The following is a 15,515-nucleotide window of genomic DNA, read 5'->3' on the forward strand; positions in this document are numbered from 1 at the left end:
GGCAGGGCCGCTCCCGGTGCACCGCGCGCCGGCACCCTGCTGATCCACGCCTGGCCCGACCGGGTGGCCAAGGCGCGCGGCGCCTTCGGCCGCTTCGTGCTCGCCAACGGGCGGGGCGGAATGCTCGCTCCAGACGAACCTCTTGCCGGCGCGGCCTTTCTGGTGGTCGCCGACCTGCAGGGGCGGGCGGAGAACGCGCGCATCGCCTCCGCGGCTGTGGTCGAGGAGGAGGAGATCGTCGCGGCGCTGGGCGACCGTATCGAGGAGACCGTCGAAACCCTGTTCGACCGCGACAAGGCTGCCGTGCGCCAGCGGCGCGTGAAGCGCCTTGGCGCATTGGTTCTCGGCGCACAGGCGCTGCCGCCGCCGACCGGCGCCGATGCGGATCGCGCGATCCTGGATGCCGTGCGCGCCCATGGCCTGTCGATCTTGCCCTGGGACAAGGAGACCGACGCCCTGCGCGCCCGCCTCTTCTGGCTCCGGCAGGCCAAGGGCGAGCCGTGGCCTCAGATGTCCGACGAAGCGCTGACGGAGCGGCTGGAGGACTGGCTGCTGCCCTTTCTTTCCGGCGAGAGCACGCTGACCAGGGTGAAGCCCGGCGCCCTCCGTGAGGGGCTGATTTCGCTCGTGCCTTACGAATTCCAGCGCCGGCTCTCCTCGATGGCGCCCACCCATTACGACGCGCCCTCGGGCAGCCGCGTGCCGATCCGCTACGAGGAGGACGGACCAGTCCTGGCGATCCGCGTGCAGGAGCTGTTTGGCCTGAAGGCGCATCCGACCGTCGCCGACGGCATACCGCTCAAGCTGGAGCTCCTGTCGCCCGCCCACCGGCCGATCCAGACCACGCTCGACCTGCCGGGATTTTGGACGGGCTCCTGGGCCGATGTGCGCACCGACATGCGCGGCCGGTATCCCAAGCATGTCTGGCCCGAGGATCCGGCCAATGCCGTGGCGACGCACCGCGCCAAACCGCGCGGCAAATAGTTCTTGGAGGAACGGGAGACTTCCCGCATAACCCGGCGATGCTGGAAGACATCAGGGCACACGATCCGAGCCACGGCCTCAGGCTCAACACGCTGATCAAGCTGCGCTGGCTGGCGATCATCGGGCAGAGCGCGGCGGTCATCGTCGTCGCCTACGGGCTCGAGTTTCCGCTGCCGGTCGGCCTGTGCTTCGCGCTGATCGCGGCGTCGGCCTGGCTCAACGTGCATCTGGCGCTGCGCTATTCCGCGGCGCACCGGCTGACCCCGCAGGCGGCTCTAGGCATCCTGACCTTCGACGCGTTCCAGCTCGCCGGCCTTCTCTACATGACGGGCGGGCTGACCAACCCGTTCTCGCTGCTGATGACCGTGCCGGTGGTCATTTCGGCGACCTCGCTGCCGCTCCGTTGGACGGCGTTGCTGGCCTTCCTGGTTGTCGCGCTGACCACCGGGCTCGCGGTGTTCCATCGGCCGCTCCCCTGGTTTCCGGGCACTGAATTGGTGATGCCCCTGGTCTATATCATCGGTGTGTGGATCGCCGTCGTCTCCAGCATCGCCTTCACCGGCGTCTATGCCTACCGCGTCGCCGAGGAGGCACGGCTTCTCGCCAACGCGCTCGCGGCGACCGAGCTGGTGCTGCAGCGTGAACAGCACATCTCGGCGCTCGATGGGCTGGCTGCCGCCGCGGCCCACGAGCTCGGCACGCCGCTTGCCACGATCGCGCTGGTGGCGCGCGAGATGGAGCGGGCGCTGGGCGGCGACGAGCGCTTCCGCGAGGACGTGACGCTGCTTCGTACGCAAAGCGAGCGCTGCCGCGAAATCCTCAGGCAGCTGACGAGCCTGTCGTCGGAGGGCGAGGCGCATATGGCACGGCTGCCGTTCACCTCGCTGATCGAGGAGACGGTGGCGCCGCACCGCGACTTCGGCATCGACATCCGTTTCGAGCCGGGCGTGACGGAGGGGGCGGAGCCGGTCGGCCGGCGCAACCCCGGCGTGCTCTACGGCCTCGGCAATCTGGTCGAGAACGCGGTCGACTTCGCAAGGGAATCGGTCACCATCCGCTGGCATTGGAACGAGAACGAGGTGGGGCTTCTGGTGATCGACGACGGACACGGCTTTCCGGCGGAAATCCTCGATCGCATCGGCGAACCCTACATGTCCAAGCGCAGCGCCGGCTCTAGCAGCGGCGGCGGGTTGGGCCTCGGCCTGTTCATCGCCAAGACGCTGCTCGAACGCTCGGGTGCGATGATCCGTTTCGGCAACCTGGCAGAGAAGGGCAAGGGCGCGTTCGCCGAGGTGATCTGGCCGCGCGCCGTGTTCGTCGCTTCCGGAGGCGCTCTGGAAGCCGACGAAAAGATCCCTAAATTGGAAAGCGGATGAAATTAGGTTAGAAGCATTCTAGCGGTGCGATCCTCACGGACCACCAGGAAGTGTAAAGTGCTGAACGTGCTGGATATGACGAACGATACCGCGGAAGATCTGGAAGCCCTGCTGGGAGAGGACCGTTCCCTCCTGATCGTCGATGACGACAAGCCTTTCCTGACCCGTCTTGCGCGAGCGATGGAAACCCGCGGCTTCACGGTCGGCACAGCCGAATCCGTCGAAGAGGCGGTGGCGAGCGTGAAGGCCGCGCCGCCGGCCTTTGCGGTGATCGACATGCGCCTTGCCGATGGCAACGGGCTCGATGTGGTGGCAGCCATCCGCGAGAAGCGCAAGGATGCGCGCACCGTCATCCTGACGGGCTACGGCAACATCGCGACGGCGGTGACCGCGGTGAAGCTCGGCGCGGTCGACTATCTCGCCAAGCCCGCCGATGCGGACGACGTGTTCGCGGCGCTGACCCGTCTGCCGGGCGAGAAGGTGGCACCTCCGGAGAACCCGATGTCGGCCGACCGCGTGCGCTGGGAGCACATCCAGCGTGTCTACGAGATGTGCGATCGCAATGTCTCGGAAACGGCCCGCCGTCTCAACATGCATCGCCGCACATTGCAGCGCATCCTCGCCAAGCGCGCGCCGCGCTGAAGAGCGCGCCGCTGCCCGGCCACCTCTCCCTTTTGAGAGCGGGGCAATGGCATATGGAATTCGAGTCTTTGAGGAACCCCCACCCCTAACCCCTCCCCTCAAGGGGGAGGGGGATAATGGAGCGCTCGACTGTCCCTCCCTCCCCCTTGAGGGGAGGGATTGAGGGTGGGGGTCCGCCGGCGAAGCCGGCAAGAATAACCCGTATGCCATTGCCCTGCCGACAAGCGCCGGTTGATGGACAAGTGCCGCGCGCAGCGCTAAAACTGCAAGACAGGTATTTTTTCCTGTCTCGCGTTCCGGAAGGATGTGCCGCCGTGCTCTCGCACGAGAAGGTCTGGGCAGCCATAGACGCGCTGGCGGCGCGTCACTCCCTTTCGGCCTCCGGCCTGGCCCGGAAGGCGGGGCTCGATTCGACCGCTTTCAACAAATCCAAGCGCCGCTCGGCCGATGGCCGGCCGCGCTGGCCGTCGACCGAGTCCCTGTCCAAGATCATGGAGGCGACCAACACGACGCTTGCCGAGTTCCTGGGGCTTCTGCAAGGCGGCGGCCTCCCGGCAGGCCCTTACCGGCAATCCTCGGGCAGCGTGCCGCTGATCGGCTTTGCCCAGGCGGGCGCCGGCGGTTTCTTCGACGATGCGGGCTTTCCCGCCGGCCAGGGCTGGGAGCATCTGGACCTGCCGGGCCCGGCCCGCGAGGGAGCCTACGCACTGCAGGTGCAGGGCGAATCCATGCTGCCGCTCTACCGCGACGGGGACACGCTGATCATCGATCCCTCGGCGCAACTGAGGCGCGGCGACCGCGTGGTCGTCAAGACGGTCGGCGGCGAGGTGATGGCCAAGGTGCTTATCCGTCAGGGCAGCGAGCGCGTGGAACTCCTCTCTCTCAATCCCGATCATCCGAACCGCGTGTTCCGCAAGAGCGAACTGGAGTGGATGGCCCGCATCGTCTGGGCGAGCCAGTAGCGATGCGCGGGATGGTGCGCGGCCGGATCCTGGACGTCTTCCTCGCAGTGGCGTTGCTGCCCGGCATCGTCGGGACGGCGGTCGCCCAGGAGCGCCGCGCGCTCAGGGTCATCGCGCCCGAGCTGATCGCCCCGCCGCCCGTCGACCCGGCAACGCTCGACCGCGCCGATCCGCGCGCGCCGCTCAGCCCGCTCGCCGGTCCCGCGCCGGAACCGATGGCAAAGGTGAGGGATACCCGCTATTTCCGGCCGGTGGCGATCGCTGCCGGCATGTTCGAATCCGAGGGGAAGACCGTCACCATAGCCGGCATCCGGGTGATTGCGCCGGACCGGACATGCGATGCGGCGGCCGGTGGGGTCTGGCCCTGCGGCACGCAGGCCCGCACCGCCTTCCGCTATTGGCTGCGGGGGCGGGCGGTGGAATGCGACCCCGGCGGCGACGGAGAGGAAGCCGGCATCGGCAAGCCGATGGCCTGCTCGCTCGCCGGCTATGACATCGGCAAATGGCTGACGGAAAACGGCTGGGCGCTCGCCGAGCCGGGCGGCCCCTACGAGGAGCAGACGGAGGCGGCCCGCCAGGCCCGCAAGGGCATATTCGGCGGCGGACCAACCGGTTCGTGAACTGTCTGCACTTATGCGGTCGTCAGGTGATTTCCACCTGATCGCAAAATGCTCAGGTCGACAGTTCGCCCTTCAGCGCCGCGTCGATCAGCGCGGCGGTCTCCCTGACGCCGTAGAGCGCCGCGAAGGAGCCGAAGCGCGGTCCGCGCTCCTGACCCAGAAGCACCTCGTAGAGCATCTGGAAGAAGGCGACGGAAACGCCCGGCCCGCCCGTCGGGCTCTGCCGCTTGTGATCCTGGTAGCGCTCGATGCCGCGCGCCACGTCGAGGATGACGTTCTGGATCTCCTCGCCGTCGGCATCGGCCGGCAATGCGCCGAAAGCCTCCGACAGGGCGGCGAGCGCCTGCCGTTCGACCTCGTCCGGGGCCCGGAAGGATTTCGCTGGTTTGACGAAGTCCTCGAAATAGCGCAGCGCGTAGCCGGTCAGGCGGTCGAGCTCGGGATGCGTCTGTGGTGTGACGCCCGGCGCATAGCGCGAGATGAAGCCCCACAGGACGTCGGTGTTCTCGGCGTTGGAGGCGCTCACCAGATTGAGGAGCAGGGCGAAAGGCACGGGCAGCTCGATCGCCGGCGGCTCGCCGTCGTGAATGTGCCAGACGGGATTGCTGAGGCGGTTCCGCCAGTCTTGCCGTTCATAGGCGGAGAGGAAGGAATAATACTCGTCCACGGCCCGCGGAATGACGTCGAAATAGAGCTTCTTCGCCGTCTTCGGCTTCTGGAACATGTAGAGAGACAGGCTTTCCGTCGGCGCATAGGCGAGCCATTCGTCGATGGTCAGGCCATTGCCTTTCGACTTCGAGATCTTCTGTCCCTTCTCGTCGAGGAACAACTCGTAGTTGAAGCCTTCCGGCGGCGTGCCGTCCAGCGCCGAGCAGATCTGTGCGGCAAGCTTGACGCTGTCGATCAGATCCTTGCCCGACATCTCGTAGTCGACCTTGAGCGCCGCCCAGCGCATCGCCCAGTCGGGCTTCCATTGCAGCTTGCAGTGGCCGCCGGTCACCGGTGTCTCGAAGCGCTCGCCGCTTTCCGGGTCGCGCCAGACGATGGTGCCGGCGTCGAGCTTGCGCTCTTCCAGCGGCACCTGCATGACCACTCCGGTCTTCGGGTGGATCGGCAGGAACGGCGAATAGGTCTGCGCCCGCTCCTCGCGCAGCGACGGCAGCATGATCTCCATCACCGCGTCGAAGCGCTCGAGCATGGTGAGCAGCGTCGCATCGAAGCGGCCCGAGGCGTAGTAATCGGTCGAGGAGGCGAACTCGTAGTCGAAGCCGAAACGGTCGAGGAAGGCTCTGAGCCTGGCATTGTTGGCTGCGCCGAACGAGGGATACTCGTTGGAGAAGGGATCGGGCACCCTGGTCAGCGGCTTGCCGAGATGGCTCTTCAGCATCTCCTTGTTGGGCACGTTGTCGGGCACCTTGCGCAAGCCGTCCATGTCGTCGGAGAAGCACAGGATCTTGGTCTTCACCCGGTCCTCGGTGAGGATGCGGAAGGCATGCCTGACCATCGAGGTGCGGGCGACCTCGCCGAAGGTGCCGATATGCGGCAGGCCGGACGGCCCGTAGCCGGTCTCGAACAGCACGGTTTCCGGAAATGCTCCGCCCTCGTAGCGTTTGACGATTTTGCGCGCCTCTTCGAAGGGCCAGGCCTTGCTTTCGGCTGCGGCCTCCATCACCTCGGGCGTAAGTTCAAGCGCATCGTGGCTTGCCGTCGTCATGTCGCATTCCAGAAATTGGTTTCACACAGGTACAAGGGCCAAGCCTGTAAGGTGGCCTCGCCGGTGCGTCAATCGAAGCAGCAATTTTTCGTTGCGACATCGCGTCAGCCTTCCTACTTTCCGGACTTCTGATCCTGAAGCGGAGCATATGATGGCAGAGCCGAGCGCCCACGAAGCCCTGATCTACCTGATGGTCGTCATGTCGGCGGCCGATCGCGACATGACCGACGCGGAGCTGGCCATCATCGGCAACACCATCCGCACCTGGCCGGTGTTCCGCGGCTTCGACGAGAACCGCATCATCGACGTGGCGCGCCAATGCCAGCAGATCCTGCAGGAGGACAGCGGCCTGGAGCGGATCCTGAATGCCGTGCGCGACACCGTTCCGGCGAAGCTGCACGACACGGCCTACGCGCTGGCCGTGGAGGTCGCGGCGGCGGACCGGCATGTGGAGCCGGAAGAGGCGCGCATGCTGCATATCGTGCGCAGCCGGCTCCACCTGGAGCCGCTGGTGGCGGCCGCCATCGAACGGACCGTGCAGGCGCGGCGGCGCGCTCTGGCGTGACGATCGGCGGGCGGGCGCCGGCGGCGTGGTGAGCGCCGTGGCCTGCCCGGTGGACCGGTCTCAGTAGAAACCGACCGGGAAGTAGCGCTGGTAGAGCTCGGCGAAGGCGCCGCTTGCCTCGATCTTCTGCAGGGCGAAATCGACGGCCTCGATCAGGGCTGCCTGGTCCCGCGGGACGGCGATCGCCAGCCCCTGGCCGAGATAGGCAGGCGCCAGATAAGGGCCGCCTGCGAACACGCAGCAACTGGCCGCGTCGTTGCCCGTCAGCCAGAAGCTGAGGCGCATTCCATCGCCGAGCAGCGCGTCGATCCTGCCCGACTTCAGGTCTTCGTAGAGCCAGTCCGACCGGCTGTAGGTGACGACGTCTGCCTCTGGAAACAGGTCGCGCAGCAGCGTCTCGTGGGCCGTCCCGCCAAGAACCCCGACGCGCTTTCCCGCCACGCTCTCCGACAACGGCTCGGCCAGCCTCGCCGACAGCCGGGTCACGAAACGCGCCGGAAAACGCATATAGGGCCGCGAGAAGAGATAGCGATCGCGGCTTTCGGGGCTGACGGCGAGCCCCGCCATGATGGCTTCGCCCTGTCCCTCGTCCATCGCCCGATCGAGCTCGCTCCAGGGCAGCGCCTGGATCTGGCATCGGTCGGTCAGCTCCAGCTCAGCGCAGATCTGTCGGGCCAGGTCGATGTGAAATCCCGCCAGCAGGCCGGTGGCGTCGAGATAGTTGAACGGGAAGAAATCGACCGTGGTCAGGAAGCGCAGCCGAGGCAGGGTCGAAAGGTCCGGCCTCGAAATGCGCTGCCCCTGGCCCCAGAACCCGGGCGCGTCCGGCTGTGCGGTGTGGCCGGCGCCGGTTCCGAGCGCCCCTGATGCCGCAGCTGAGATCACCAGTATGGACAAGCACCTGGTTGCCGCCGCTAAGCAAGTGCCGGGAGCATGTAAAAGCCGACTAAACATTGTCACCGGACAGTCTTCAGTGTTTTCTGGCATTGCTCTTTTGATTGAATTTCATCCAATAGGATTGGAAATACAAGGCGGGTGAGGTGTATGTTCTGATATCTCACGAGGCAGGAGATGAAAACAGGTGCGGGATTTCGATGAAACGCGTGACTTCATAGGTCAGATTCAGCACGCCCGCTCTCCAGCCGCAATATGTGAGAAACTGCTTTCCGTCACCTCCCGTTTTGGGTTGAGCACCGTCTGTGCCGGCACGATTCCGCCACGCGGCACGGCGCCGCAAGAGCAGGTCGGCAACCTGATCCTGAACACCTGGCCGGCCGAATGGCTCGATCGGTATGTGGCGCGCAACTATGTCGACCATGATCCCGTTGTCGTCCATGCCATCGGGGCAGGAAGGGCGATGTCGTGGAGCGAGGCGCGTTCCATGCGCGGGGGGAACTCCAGGATGGCCAGCGAGATGTTCGGGGATGCCCGCAGCTTCAAGCTCGTGGACGGGGTCGCCTTTGCGATCAGCACGCTCGATGGCGGCATGGTGATCATGTCGTATGGCGGCGAGACGATCGACCTTTCTCCGGAGGACCTGGGCAAGATCTCCTTCATTTCCGCCTATGCGGTGGGCCATGCGCTGAGCCTGCGCGGGGAGGACAGGTTCCGCGATCTTTCGCCGGCGCAGAAGGAGTGTGTTCACTGGGCCGCCCGCGGCAAGTCCCGGCAGGAGATGAGCGACCTGATGGCGATGAGCGGGGAGGAGGTCGACCAGTTGCTGTCGCATGCCAGGGCCACGCTCGGTCCTGGCCACATGCTCAACAGGTTCGGCGCCCGCCCCAGGCTGACGCCGCGCGAGCAGGAATGTCTCCAATGGGCAGCGCTCGGCAAGTCCGAATGGGAGGTGTCCCAGATACTGGGGATTTCCGAACACACTGCCGAAAAGCACTTGCTGAACGCAAAGACGAAGCTCGGCGCGGCCAATCGCGTACAAGCGGTTGCCGAGGCGTTTCGCTGCGGTTTACTGGAGTGAATTGTTCAACCTAAGATTTTGATTGACTCTTCTATATGCAATTTTAATAGTATCAAAAATACACGACTGAGATCGATGCTCCGGGGGGTGCAATGGATTCTCTTTTCCAGGATAGGCGGGGATGCCCGGATTTGTCTTTACCAAGGCTGACGTCTGATCCGGAAAGTGGATCGATAGCAGGGGCCTTTTTTACTTCCTTTATTCAATTGAATCGTCCGGCGGCGCCCGGTGCTTTCCGCCATGGAATACACTAGGGGCTTGACGGCAGGCGGCGCGGAACGACTTGGACGGGAAGAGGTGGAGGGCATCGAGTGCCCCGCTCCGCACCGTCCCTCTTCCGCGGCGGATTGGCTGCCGATCCTGGAAACGCTGTCGATTACGGCTGAAGATGCCGCCCGGATCGAACAGCGGGCCAGGCTCGCTGGCGTGCCCTTTCAGGCCGAGCTTACGGTGTCGGGCGGTGTTTGCGAACGCGCTCTCTTTCAGGCGCTGGCTGCAGAACTCGGCCTCGAATATCTCGACCGCCCGTCGCCATCGGCGCTGGTGATGCAGGAATGGCAGGCGTATGCGGTTCTGGCCAACAAGGGAGGCGTGCGCCTGGCCCTGTCGCTGGACGGCGGCGGCCGCTCGATCGCGCTGATTGCGCCGGACCAGCTGGACATTCCCGCCCTGCGATCGTTCATCGACCGCTACCCGCGCGTCGCGCGCCGCATGCGCGTCGTCCCTCCGTCCCATCTGCGCAAAGCGGTCGCCGAACGGTTCGAGCCCGAACTGATGCGGTTGGCGACGGACGGCTTGTTTCAGGCCTCCCCGCGCCAGTCTTCGCGGTTCGTGCTCAACGCCTGGCAGGGAGCCGTGCTTGGCGCCGGAACCGTCGCGCTGGCATTCTTTTCCTGGACGCTGCCGGCTGCCACGCTTCTGGCGGTTCACGTGGTGCTTTCGCTCATATTCTTCGCCTGCGTCATCCTGCGCCTGGTGATCAGCACCTCGGCGAAGCCGGCGGGCGAAGCCAGGTTGAGCAGCGTCCAGCCCGCTGAAATGCCGGTCTACTCCGTTCTGGTCGCCCTCTATAAGGAGGCCGAGATCGTTCCCGACCTCCTGGTCGCCCTCGGCCGGATCGTCTGGCCGCGTTCGAAGCTGGAGATCAAGCTGGTTTGTGAGAGCGACGACACGGAGACGCTGCAAGCGGTCCGCGCTCAGCACCTGCGCTCCTATGTGGAGGTCATCGAAGTGCCGCCCGGCGGGCCGCGCACGAAACCGAAGGCGCTGTCCTACGCCTTGCCGATGACCACGGGGGATTTCATCGCCCTTTACGATGCCGAGGACCGGCCGCATCCGTTCCAGCTGGTCGAGGCGTGGCAGGCCTTCAGGGACGGGGGAGAACGGCTCGCCTGCGTGCAGGCGCCGCTCAGCATCGGCAATCGCAGCGAGAGCTGGATTTCGTCCATGTTCGCGCTCGAATATGCCGCGCTCTTCCGGGGCATCCTGCCCTGGCTCGCCAGCCGGCGCCTGATGCTGCCGCTCGGAGGAACGTCGAACCATTTCCGCCGCGACGCGCTGATCGAGGTGGGCGGCTGGGATCCGTACAATGTGACAGAGGACGCGGATCTCGGCCTGCGGCTCTATCGCTTCGGTTTCCGCACCGGCGTGATCGCCAATCCGACGTTGGAGGACGCGCCGACCGACGCACGCACATGGGTGCCGCAGCGGACCCGCTGGTTCAAGGGATGGGCACAGACCTGGCTGGTGCATATGCGCGATCCCATGACGACGCTGCGGGAAATCGGCCCGGGATCCTTCCTCGTGGCGCAGATCCTCTTTGCCGGCATGGTGCTGTCGGCCCTGGCCTATTCGGTGTTCCTGATAACCGCGTTCGCGCTCGGCATTTATCTTGCGACGGGCGGCGAGCTGCGCACCTCGCAGATCGTCCTGCTGTGCATCGATGCCGTCAACGTCATCTGCGGCCATGCCGGTTTTCTGGCATTGGGCTGGTTGACGCTGCACAAGACGGAGCGTGCGGCTTTCTGGAAGAAGCTGGTATGGACGCCCGCTTACTGGGGCCTGATGTCGGTGGCCGCCTGGCGCTGTCTCTGGCAGCTCTACTGGCGCCCGCATTTCTGGGAAAAGACGACGCACCGGCCGCATCGCCGTGGCGGCGCGTTACGAGAGAAAGCCTGGCCCTGAACCGATGATGAGCTGGTCTTCGGGGCCGATCGCGTCGAGATCGCGGCCGTCATAGGCGATTGCGAGCAGGATGCGGCGAATGACGGCAAGCCGGGCGCGCCGCTTGTCGTTGGCCCGCACGACCGTCCACGGCGCATGCGCGCTGTGGGTGCGCTCCAGCATGAGGTCGCGCATGCGGGTGTAGTCGTCCCATTTCTTGATGCCGGCGACATCCATCGGCGAGAACTTCCAGTGCTTGAGCTTGCTGTGGCGCCGGTCATGAAAGCGCTCGAGCTGCGTTTCCTGGCCGATGTTGAGCCAGAATTTGAAGAAGTGGATGCCGTCATTGACGATGGCGCGTTCGAAGTCCGGCGTCTCGTCGAGGAACTGTTCGTGCTGGACCGGCGTGCAGAACCCCATGACCGGCTCCACGCCGCCACGATTGTACCAGGACCGGTCGAAAGTGACGAACTCGCCGGCGGTCGGAAAATGCGCCACATAGCGCTGGAAATACCATTGCCCGCGCTCGGTCTCGCTCGGCTTCGGCAGGGCCACGTTGCGCGCCGTGCGCGGGTTCATATAGGCGCGGATGCGGGAAATCGTTCCGCCCTTGCCGGCCGCGTCACGCCCTTCGAACAGGGCCAGGACGCGCGCGCCGCCCTGCTGCATCCAGCCCTGGAGTTTCACCAGCTCGATCTGCAGGCGCTCGAGCTGCTTCTCGTAATCGTCGTTGTCGAGCTCGTCCTTGTAGGGAAATCCGCCCGCGCTCAGCTTGCTGTCCTTCACCCAATCCGGCAGCTTCGGGTCATCGATGTCGAATGTCCGCTTCTTGCCGGATACTTTGATGGTGACTGGTTCGTTCTTGGCGTCAGACGAGTTTTCCAAAGGCTTGTTCATAATATCGATCCTGAACCATGGGAGTGTCCATGCTATTTGCAGCTTGATACAAGGTCCAGCGGGGATGACGGGCGGGAATGCCTCCTGCAGCCACGGGGATGTTGACGACAGGCATGCCTCATATTGGCGGGAACGGACTGTATATGAACGCGATCGACGAGCAGCGCCGGAAGGTGGCGAAGGAGAACGGAGCGCAAGACGCCGAGAGCTGGAGCGCTTCGATGCGGGCTGCGATGCGGCGCCTCCTCACGCGCCGCGCCGGACCCGTCGTCGCCGACGAGATGCCGGCCGGCACCAGCGCCATCGATGATCTGCCCGCGGCGTCTCTGGCCGCCGCCGTGCCCGATCCGCTCTACGTCTTCAACCGCAACGCGGAGATCCTCTATGCCAACGAGGCGGCCGACAGGGCGTTCGGGGCAACGGTTGCCGGCGGCTCCCTGCGATTGAAGTTCCGTGCTCCGGAGATGCATGAGCTGATCGCCAAGGCCACCGGCGGCGGGGAAGAATCGGTGGCGATCAATTATGCGGAACGGGTTCCGGTCGAACGGGCTTATCGGGTGGTGGCGAGCCGCATCGGCAAAGACACGGGGCTTTTCGTCCTGCTGTTCAAGGATCAGAGCGAGGCGCGCCGCATCGACCGGATGCGCGCCGACTTCATCGCCAATGCCAGCCATGAGCTGCGTACGCCGTTGGCCTCCGTCGCCGGCTTCATCGAGACGCTGCGCGGACCCGCGCGCGACGATCCGAAGGCGCGCGAGAACTTCCTGCAGATCATGCACAATCAGACGCAGCGCATGGCCCGCCTGATCGACGACCTTCTGTCGCTTTCACGGCTGGAGATGAAGCCCTACACGAAGCCGGGCGGCCGGGTCGACATCGTCCAGCTGCTCGACGGGGTGGTGGAATCGATGCGCCACCTTGCCGGCGAATCCGGCGTCACGATCGAGAAGGCGCTGCCATCGACGCCGATTTTTGTCGCGGGAAATTCCGACGAACTCGTCCAGGTCTTCGAGAACCTGCTCGAGAACGCCTGCAAATATGGAGGCTCCGGCGGGCGCATCGTCGTCTCGGCGGAACAGAAGGGGCCCATGGAAGAGGTGCGGGCGACCGTGCGGGACTTCGGACCCGGAATTGCCGAAGAGCATATTCCGCGCATCACCGAGCGTTTCTATCGCGTCGACGTGGAAACAAGCCGGGCTCAGAAGGGGACGGGCCTCGGCCTTTCCATCGTCAAGCATATCCTGACGCGGCACGATGCCCGCCTTTCCGTGAAGTCCAGGGTCGGCGAAGGAGCCGCCTTCACGGTGCATTTCCCGCCTTTGCCGCCGAGCCCGGCGGCATCGCAGGATTCCTGAAAAAGCGCGGTCCGGCACTTTCATTTTCGTGCCATCGCAATAGCTTACTGTAGACGGAAATGGCCGGCAAAGGGATGGACGAGTAGATGCAGACCCAGCATATCATGCGCTCCTTCGACGATGAGCTGAAGTATCTGGCAGACCAGATCGCAGCGATGGGAGGATACGCCGAGCGCATGGTGGCCGAGGCGGTAGAGGCGCTCATCCAGTCGGACACCGGCCTCGCGCGCAAGGTGGTTGCGGACGACGCCTTCCTCGACGAGAAGGAGCGCGAGATCGGCGAGCGCGCCGTGATCATCATCGGCCGCCGCCAGCCCATGGCGGCGGACCTGCGGGAGATCGTCGGCGCGATCCGCATCTCCTCCGACCTGGAACGCATCGGCGATCTCGGCAAGAACATCGCCAAGCGTGTGGTGGCGGTGACCGAGGGCAAGCAGCCGGTGCGCCTGTTCCGCGGCCTGGAAGCGCTGGCCGGGCTGGCGCTCACGCAGCTCAAGGAGGTGCTGGATGTCTATGCCTCGCGCTCGGTCGAGCGCATCGGGTTCGTGCGCGACCGGGACGAGGAGATCGACGCCATGTACACATCGCTGTTCCGGGAGCTCCTGACATACATGATGGAGGATCCGCGCAACATCACCGCGTGCACGCATCTGCTTTTCTGCGCCAAGAACATCGAGCGCATCGGCGATCACGCCACCAACATCGCCGAGACGGTTCATCACATCGTCACCGGCCGGCAATTGCCGCTCGAGCGCCCCAAGGAAGACAAGAGCCACAAGATCGTCGCCGGTCCGAACTCTTCCTGAAGGCTCGGGCCGGCGAGGCAGCGGCTTCAGCGGTCCGGAGTCCGGCCGGGCGAAACGGCGATCGCCTCGATCTCGATCATCGCCTCGGACGTGTAGAGCCCGCGCACCTCGACGATGCTGTCGGCAGGATAGGGAGCACTGAAGAAGGCGCGGCGCAGCTCCACGACATCCTTGAAGTTCCCCATGTCGGTGACGAAGATCGTCACCTTGACGATGTCGCTCAGCGAAGCCCCTGCTGCCTCGAGGGCGCGGGCGAGATTGGCAAAGGCCTGCCTGCCCTGCGCGAGGAAGCCCCCTTCGACGATCCCGCCTTCATTGTCGTAACCGGCCTGCCCCGAGACGAAGATGAACGGACCGCTGCGGATTGCCTGCGAGAGCAGGTAGGGCGCATAAGGATCCGGATCCGTGACGATGCGTTCGATGGGCATGATATCTCCTTCAGATCATTCATGGCTGCGATAGGAACGCATTGCGCCACGGATGACAAAAGGCGATTTCTCATTCTATGAATGAATCCAATTCATCTGTATCGGGTGCAGGATGTCGAAATGGATGCCCCTTCAGCCCTTGCGGACATTCGCCGAGGCCGCGCGGCTGAAGAGCTTCAAGAAGGCGGCGGATGTGCTGAACGTCACGCCGACGGCGGTCAGCCATCAGATCCGCAGGCTGGAGGAAGAGCTCGGCGTCGCGCTGTTCGAGCGGCGGGTGCGGAGCATCGCGCTGACCCCGGCCGGAGCGCGCCTTTATCCCGTGGTCCGGGAGGCTTTCGGGCAAGTTCACGATGCGCTCGAGGAGATTAGGGCCGAGCGGCACGACCGTCCTTTGCTCATGGCGGCGACCATGGCGGTGTCGACCTTATGGATCGCACCGCAGGTTGCAGCGTTCAGACGGGCGTTCCCCGACGTTCCCTTCAGGTTGCTGGCTTCGGACGACCGGGTGGATCTTTCCGCCGGGGAGGCGGATTTCGCCGTTCGGTTCGAGCGCGAGCCCGATCCCTTGCTGGATACTGTCGACCTCGTGGCAGGCTTGTTCGCGCCCGTGGTCGCCCCGCCCCTTTGGCCGGTTCACGGCAATGCGCTGGCAAACCTGCCGCTGCTTGCCTTCGAGTGGCATGTGCCGCGGCCCGGTGCACCCGATTGGGCGGAGTGGTGGCGCCTTGCCGGTCTGGGCCATTTCCCGTTCGGCCGTCTCATCGGTTTTTCGGACGAGGCGCACGCCGTGCAGGCAGCGCTCGACGGGCAGGGTGTGCTGCTGGCGAACATCTCCCTGCTGCGGAAGGAGCTTGCCTCGGGACGCCTGAAGCAGGTGCCGGGGCCGGTTCTGCCGCATGGGCGTTTCCGGCTGGTCAGGGCGCGAGCGAAGGGTTCACCGCGCGCCGAAGAAGCCTGGCATTGGTGGCGGCAGGCCCTGGTCGAAGCAGGGAAGGCCGCGCCATGAAAAAGAGCGGGGCGCTTGT

General features: G+C 65.1%; 15 protein-coding genes. 11 read left to right on the forward strand and 4 right to left on the reverse strand.

All coding sequences use genetic code 11. The features are described 5' to 3' along the window. From NUU27_RS22480 to NUU27_RS22500, 5 genes are all read left to right on the forward strand, one after another. Positions 1-984: ATP-dependent helicase C-terminal domain-containing protein (locus NUU27_RS22480; protein WP_308219991.1), on the forward strand; the 984-nt coding region annotated here is incomplete at its 5' end. A gap of 38 nt (positions 985-1,022) precedes the next feature. Next, on the forward strand, positions 1,023-2,360 hold the full coding sequence (locus NUU27_RS22485) for an ActS/PrrB/RegB family redox-sensitive histidine kinase (protein ID WP_257764539.1): 1,338 nt from the start codon (positions 1,023-1,025) through the stop codon (positions 2,358-2,360). Between the two features lie 75 nt (positions 2,361-2,435). Next, the gene (locus tag NUU27_RS22490; RefSeq protein WP_257764551.1) at positions 2,436-3,002 is read left to right on the forward strand and encodes an ActR/PrrA/RegA family redox response regulator transcription factor; all 567 of its coding nucleotides are present in this window, start codon (positions 2,436-2,438) and stop codon (positions 3,000-3,002) included. Between the two features lie 314 nt (positions 3,003-3,316). After that, positions 3,317-3,964 carry a helix-turn-helix transcriptional regulator gene (locus NUU27_RS22495; protein WP_257764540.1) on the forward strand — a complete coding sequence of 216 codons (648 nt, stop codon included), beginning with the start codon at positions 3,317-3,319 and terminating at the stop codon, positions 3,962-3,964. Next, on the forward strand, positions 3,931-4,584 hold the full coding sequence (locus NUU27_RS22500) for a thermonuclease family protein (protein ID WP_257764541.1): 654 nt from the start codon (positions 3,931-3,933) through the stop codon (positions 4,582-4,584). The genes NUU27_RS22495 and NUU27_RS22500 overlap by 34 nt, the downstream gene beginning before the upstream one ends. 52 nt (positions 4,585-4,636) lie before the next feature. On the opposite strand, the gene NUU27_RS22505 is transcribed toward NUU27_RS22500, so the two are convergent. Beyond that, positions 4,637-6,298 (reverse strand): lysine--tRNA ligase, encoded by a 1,662-nt coding sequence (locus NUU27_RS22505; protein ID WP_257764542.1) that lies wholly within the window; start codon positions 6,296-6,298, stop codon positions 4,637-4,639. Between the two features lie 151 nt (positions 6,299-6,449). Between NUU27_RS22505 and NUU27_RS22510 the strand changes: the two genes are divergently transcribed. After that, the gene (locus tag NUU27_RS22510) at positions 6,450-6,863 is read left to right on the forward strand and encodes a tellurite resistance TerB family protein (protein WP_257764543.1); all 414 of its coding nucleotides are present in this window, start codon (positions 6,450-6,452) and stop codon (positions 6,861-6,863) included. A 60-nt stretch (positions 6,864-6,923) separates the two neighbouring features. Here the strand turns inward: NUU27_RS22510 and NUU27_RS22515 are convergent, their stop codons facing one another. Beyond that, a complete protein-coding gene (locus tag NUU27_RS22515) occupies positions 6,924-7,748 on the reverse strand; it encodes a transporter substrate-binding domain-containing protein (RefSeq protein WP_257764544.1) in 825 nt (274 codons plus the stop codon). Between the two features lie 196 nt (positions 7,749-7,944). Here NUU27_RS22515 and NUU27_RS25515 point away from each other — a divergent pair, with 196 nt between their 5' ends. Together NUU27_RS25515 and NUU27_RS22530 are read left to right on the forward strand one after the other, a co-directional pair. Then, positions 7,945-8,838 carry an autoinducer binding domain-containing protein gene (locus NUU27_RS25515; protein WP_308219992.1) on the forward strand — a complete coding sequence of 298 codons (894 nt, stop codon included), beginning with the start codon at positions 7,945-7,947 and terminating at the stop codon, positions 8,836-8,838. 240 nt (positions 8,839-9,078) lie between these two features. Then, positions 9,079-11,022: a glycosyltransferase gene (locus NUU27_RS22530; protein ID WP_257764545.1), complete on the forward strand. Its 1,944-nt coding sequence runs from the start codon at positions 9,079-9,081 to the stop codon at positions 11,020-11,022. Here the strand turns inward: NUU27_RS22530 and ppk2 are convergent. Continuing rightward, positions 10,999-11,898: a polyphosphate kinase 2 gene (ppk2, locus tag NUU27_RS22535; protein WP_257764546.1), complete on the reverse strand. Its 900-nt coding sequence runs from the start codon at positions 11,896-11,898 to the stop codon at positions 10,999-11,001. The genes NUU27_RS22530 and ppk2 overlap by 24 nt on opposite strands. 143 nt (positions 11,899-12,041) lie before the next feature. Between ppk2 and NUU27_RS22540 the strand changes: the two genes are divergently transcribed. Together NUU27_RS22540 and phoU are read left to right on the forward strand one after the other, a co-directional pair. Beyond that, complete coding sequence (locus tag NUU27_RS22540; RefSeq protein ID WP_257764547.1) at positions 12,042-13,253, forward strand: ATP-binding protein; 1,212 nt, start codon at positions 12,042-12,044, stop codon at positions 13,251-13,253. 86 nt (positions 13,254-13,339) lie between these two features. Further along, positions 13,340-14,059 (forward strand): phosphate signaling complex protein PhoU, encoded by a 720-nt coding sequence (gene phoU, locus NUU27_RS22545; RefSeq protein WP_257764548.1) that lies wholly within the window; start codon positions 13,340-13,342, stop codon positions 14,057-14,059. 26 nt (positions 14,060-14,085) lie between these two features. Here the strand turns inward: phoU and NUU27_RS22550 are convergent, their stop codons facing one another. Continuing rightward, complete coding sequence (locus NUU27_RS22550; RefSeq protein ID WP_257764549.1) at positions 14,086-14,487, reverse strand: RidA family protein; 402 nt, start codon at positions 14,485-14,487, stop codon at positions 14,086-14,088. 124 nt (positions 14,488-14,611) lie between these two features. Between NUU27_RS22550 and NUU27_RS22555 the strand changes: the two genes are divergently transcribed. Then, positions 14,612-15,496, forward strand: coding sequence for a LysR family transcriptional regulator (locus tag NUU27_RS22555; protein WP_257764550.1), 885 nt, complete (start codon positions 14,612-14,614; stop codon positions 15,494-15,496). Positions 15,497-15,515: the final 19 nt, after the last annotated feature.

Origin of the sequence: Nitratireductor sp. ZSWI3 (assembly GCF_024655565.1) — a bacterium.
Classification (GTDB): domain Bacteria; phylum Pseudomonadota; class Alphaproteobacteria; order Rhizobiales; family Rhizobiaceae; genus Nitratireductor.

Bases quoted from the DNA above. Each gene is read 5' to 3' on its own strand.
- NUU27_RS22485 (WP_257764539.1), top strand. From the start codon at position 1,023: ATGCTGGAAGACATCAGGGCACACGATCCGAGCCACGGCCTCAGGCTC.
- NUU27_RS22490 (WP_257764551.1), top strand. From the start codon at position 2,436: ATGACGAACGATACCGCGGAAGATCTGGAAGCCCTGCTGGGAGAGGAC.
- NUU27_RS22505 (WP_257764542.1), bottom strand. From the start codon at position 6,298: ATGACGACGGCAAGCCACGATGCGCTTGAACTTACGCCCGAGGTGATG.
- NUU27_RS22510 (WP_257764543.1), top strand. From the start codon at position 6,450: ATGGCAGAGCCGAGCGCCCACGAAGCCCTGATCTACCTGATGGTCGTC.
- NUU27_RS22530 (WP_257764545.1), top strand. From the start codon at position 9,079: ATGGAATACACTAGGGGCTTGACGGCAGGCGGCGCGGAACGACTTGGA.
- ppk2 (WP_257764546.1), bottom strand. From the start codon at position 11,898: ATGAACAAGCCTTTGGAAAACTCGTCTGACGCCAAGAACGAACCAGTC.
- NUU27_RS22540 (WP_257764547.1), top strand. From the start codon at position 12,042: ATGAACGCGATCGACGAGCAGCGCCGGAAGGTGGCGAAGGAGAACGGA.
- phoU (WP_257764548.1), top strand. From the start codon at position 13,340: ATGCAGACCCAGCATATCATGCGCTCCTTCGACGATGAGCTGAAGTAT.
- NUU27_RS22550 (WP_257764549.1), bottom strand. From the start codon at position 14,487: ATGCCCATCGAACGCATCGTCACGGATCCGGATCCTTATGCGCCCTAC.
- NUU27_RS22555 (WP_257764550.1), top strand. From the start codon at position 14,612: ATGCCCCTTCAGCCCTTGCGGACATTCGCCGAGGCCGCGCGGCTGAAG.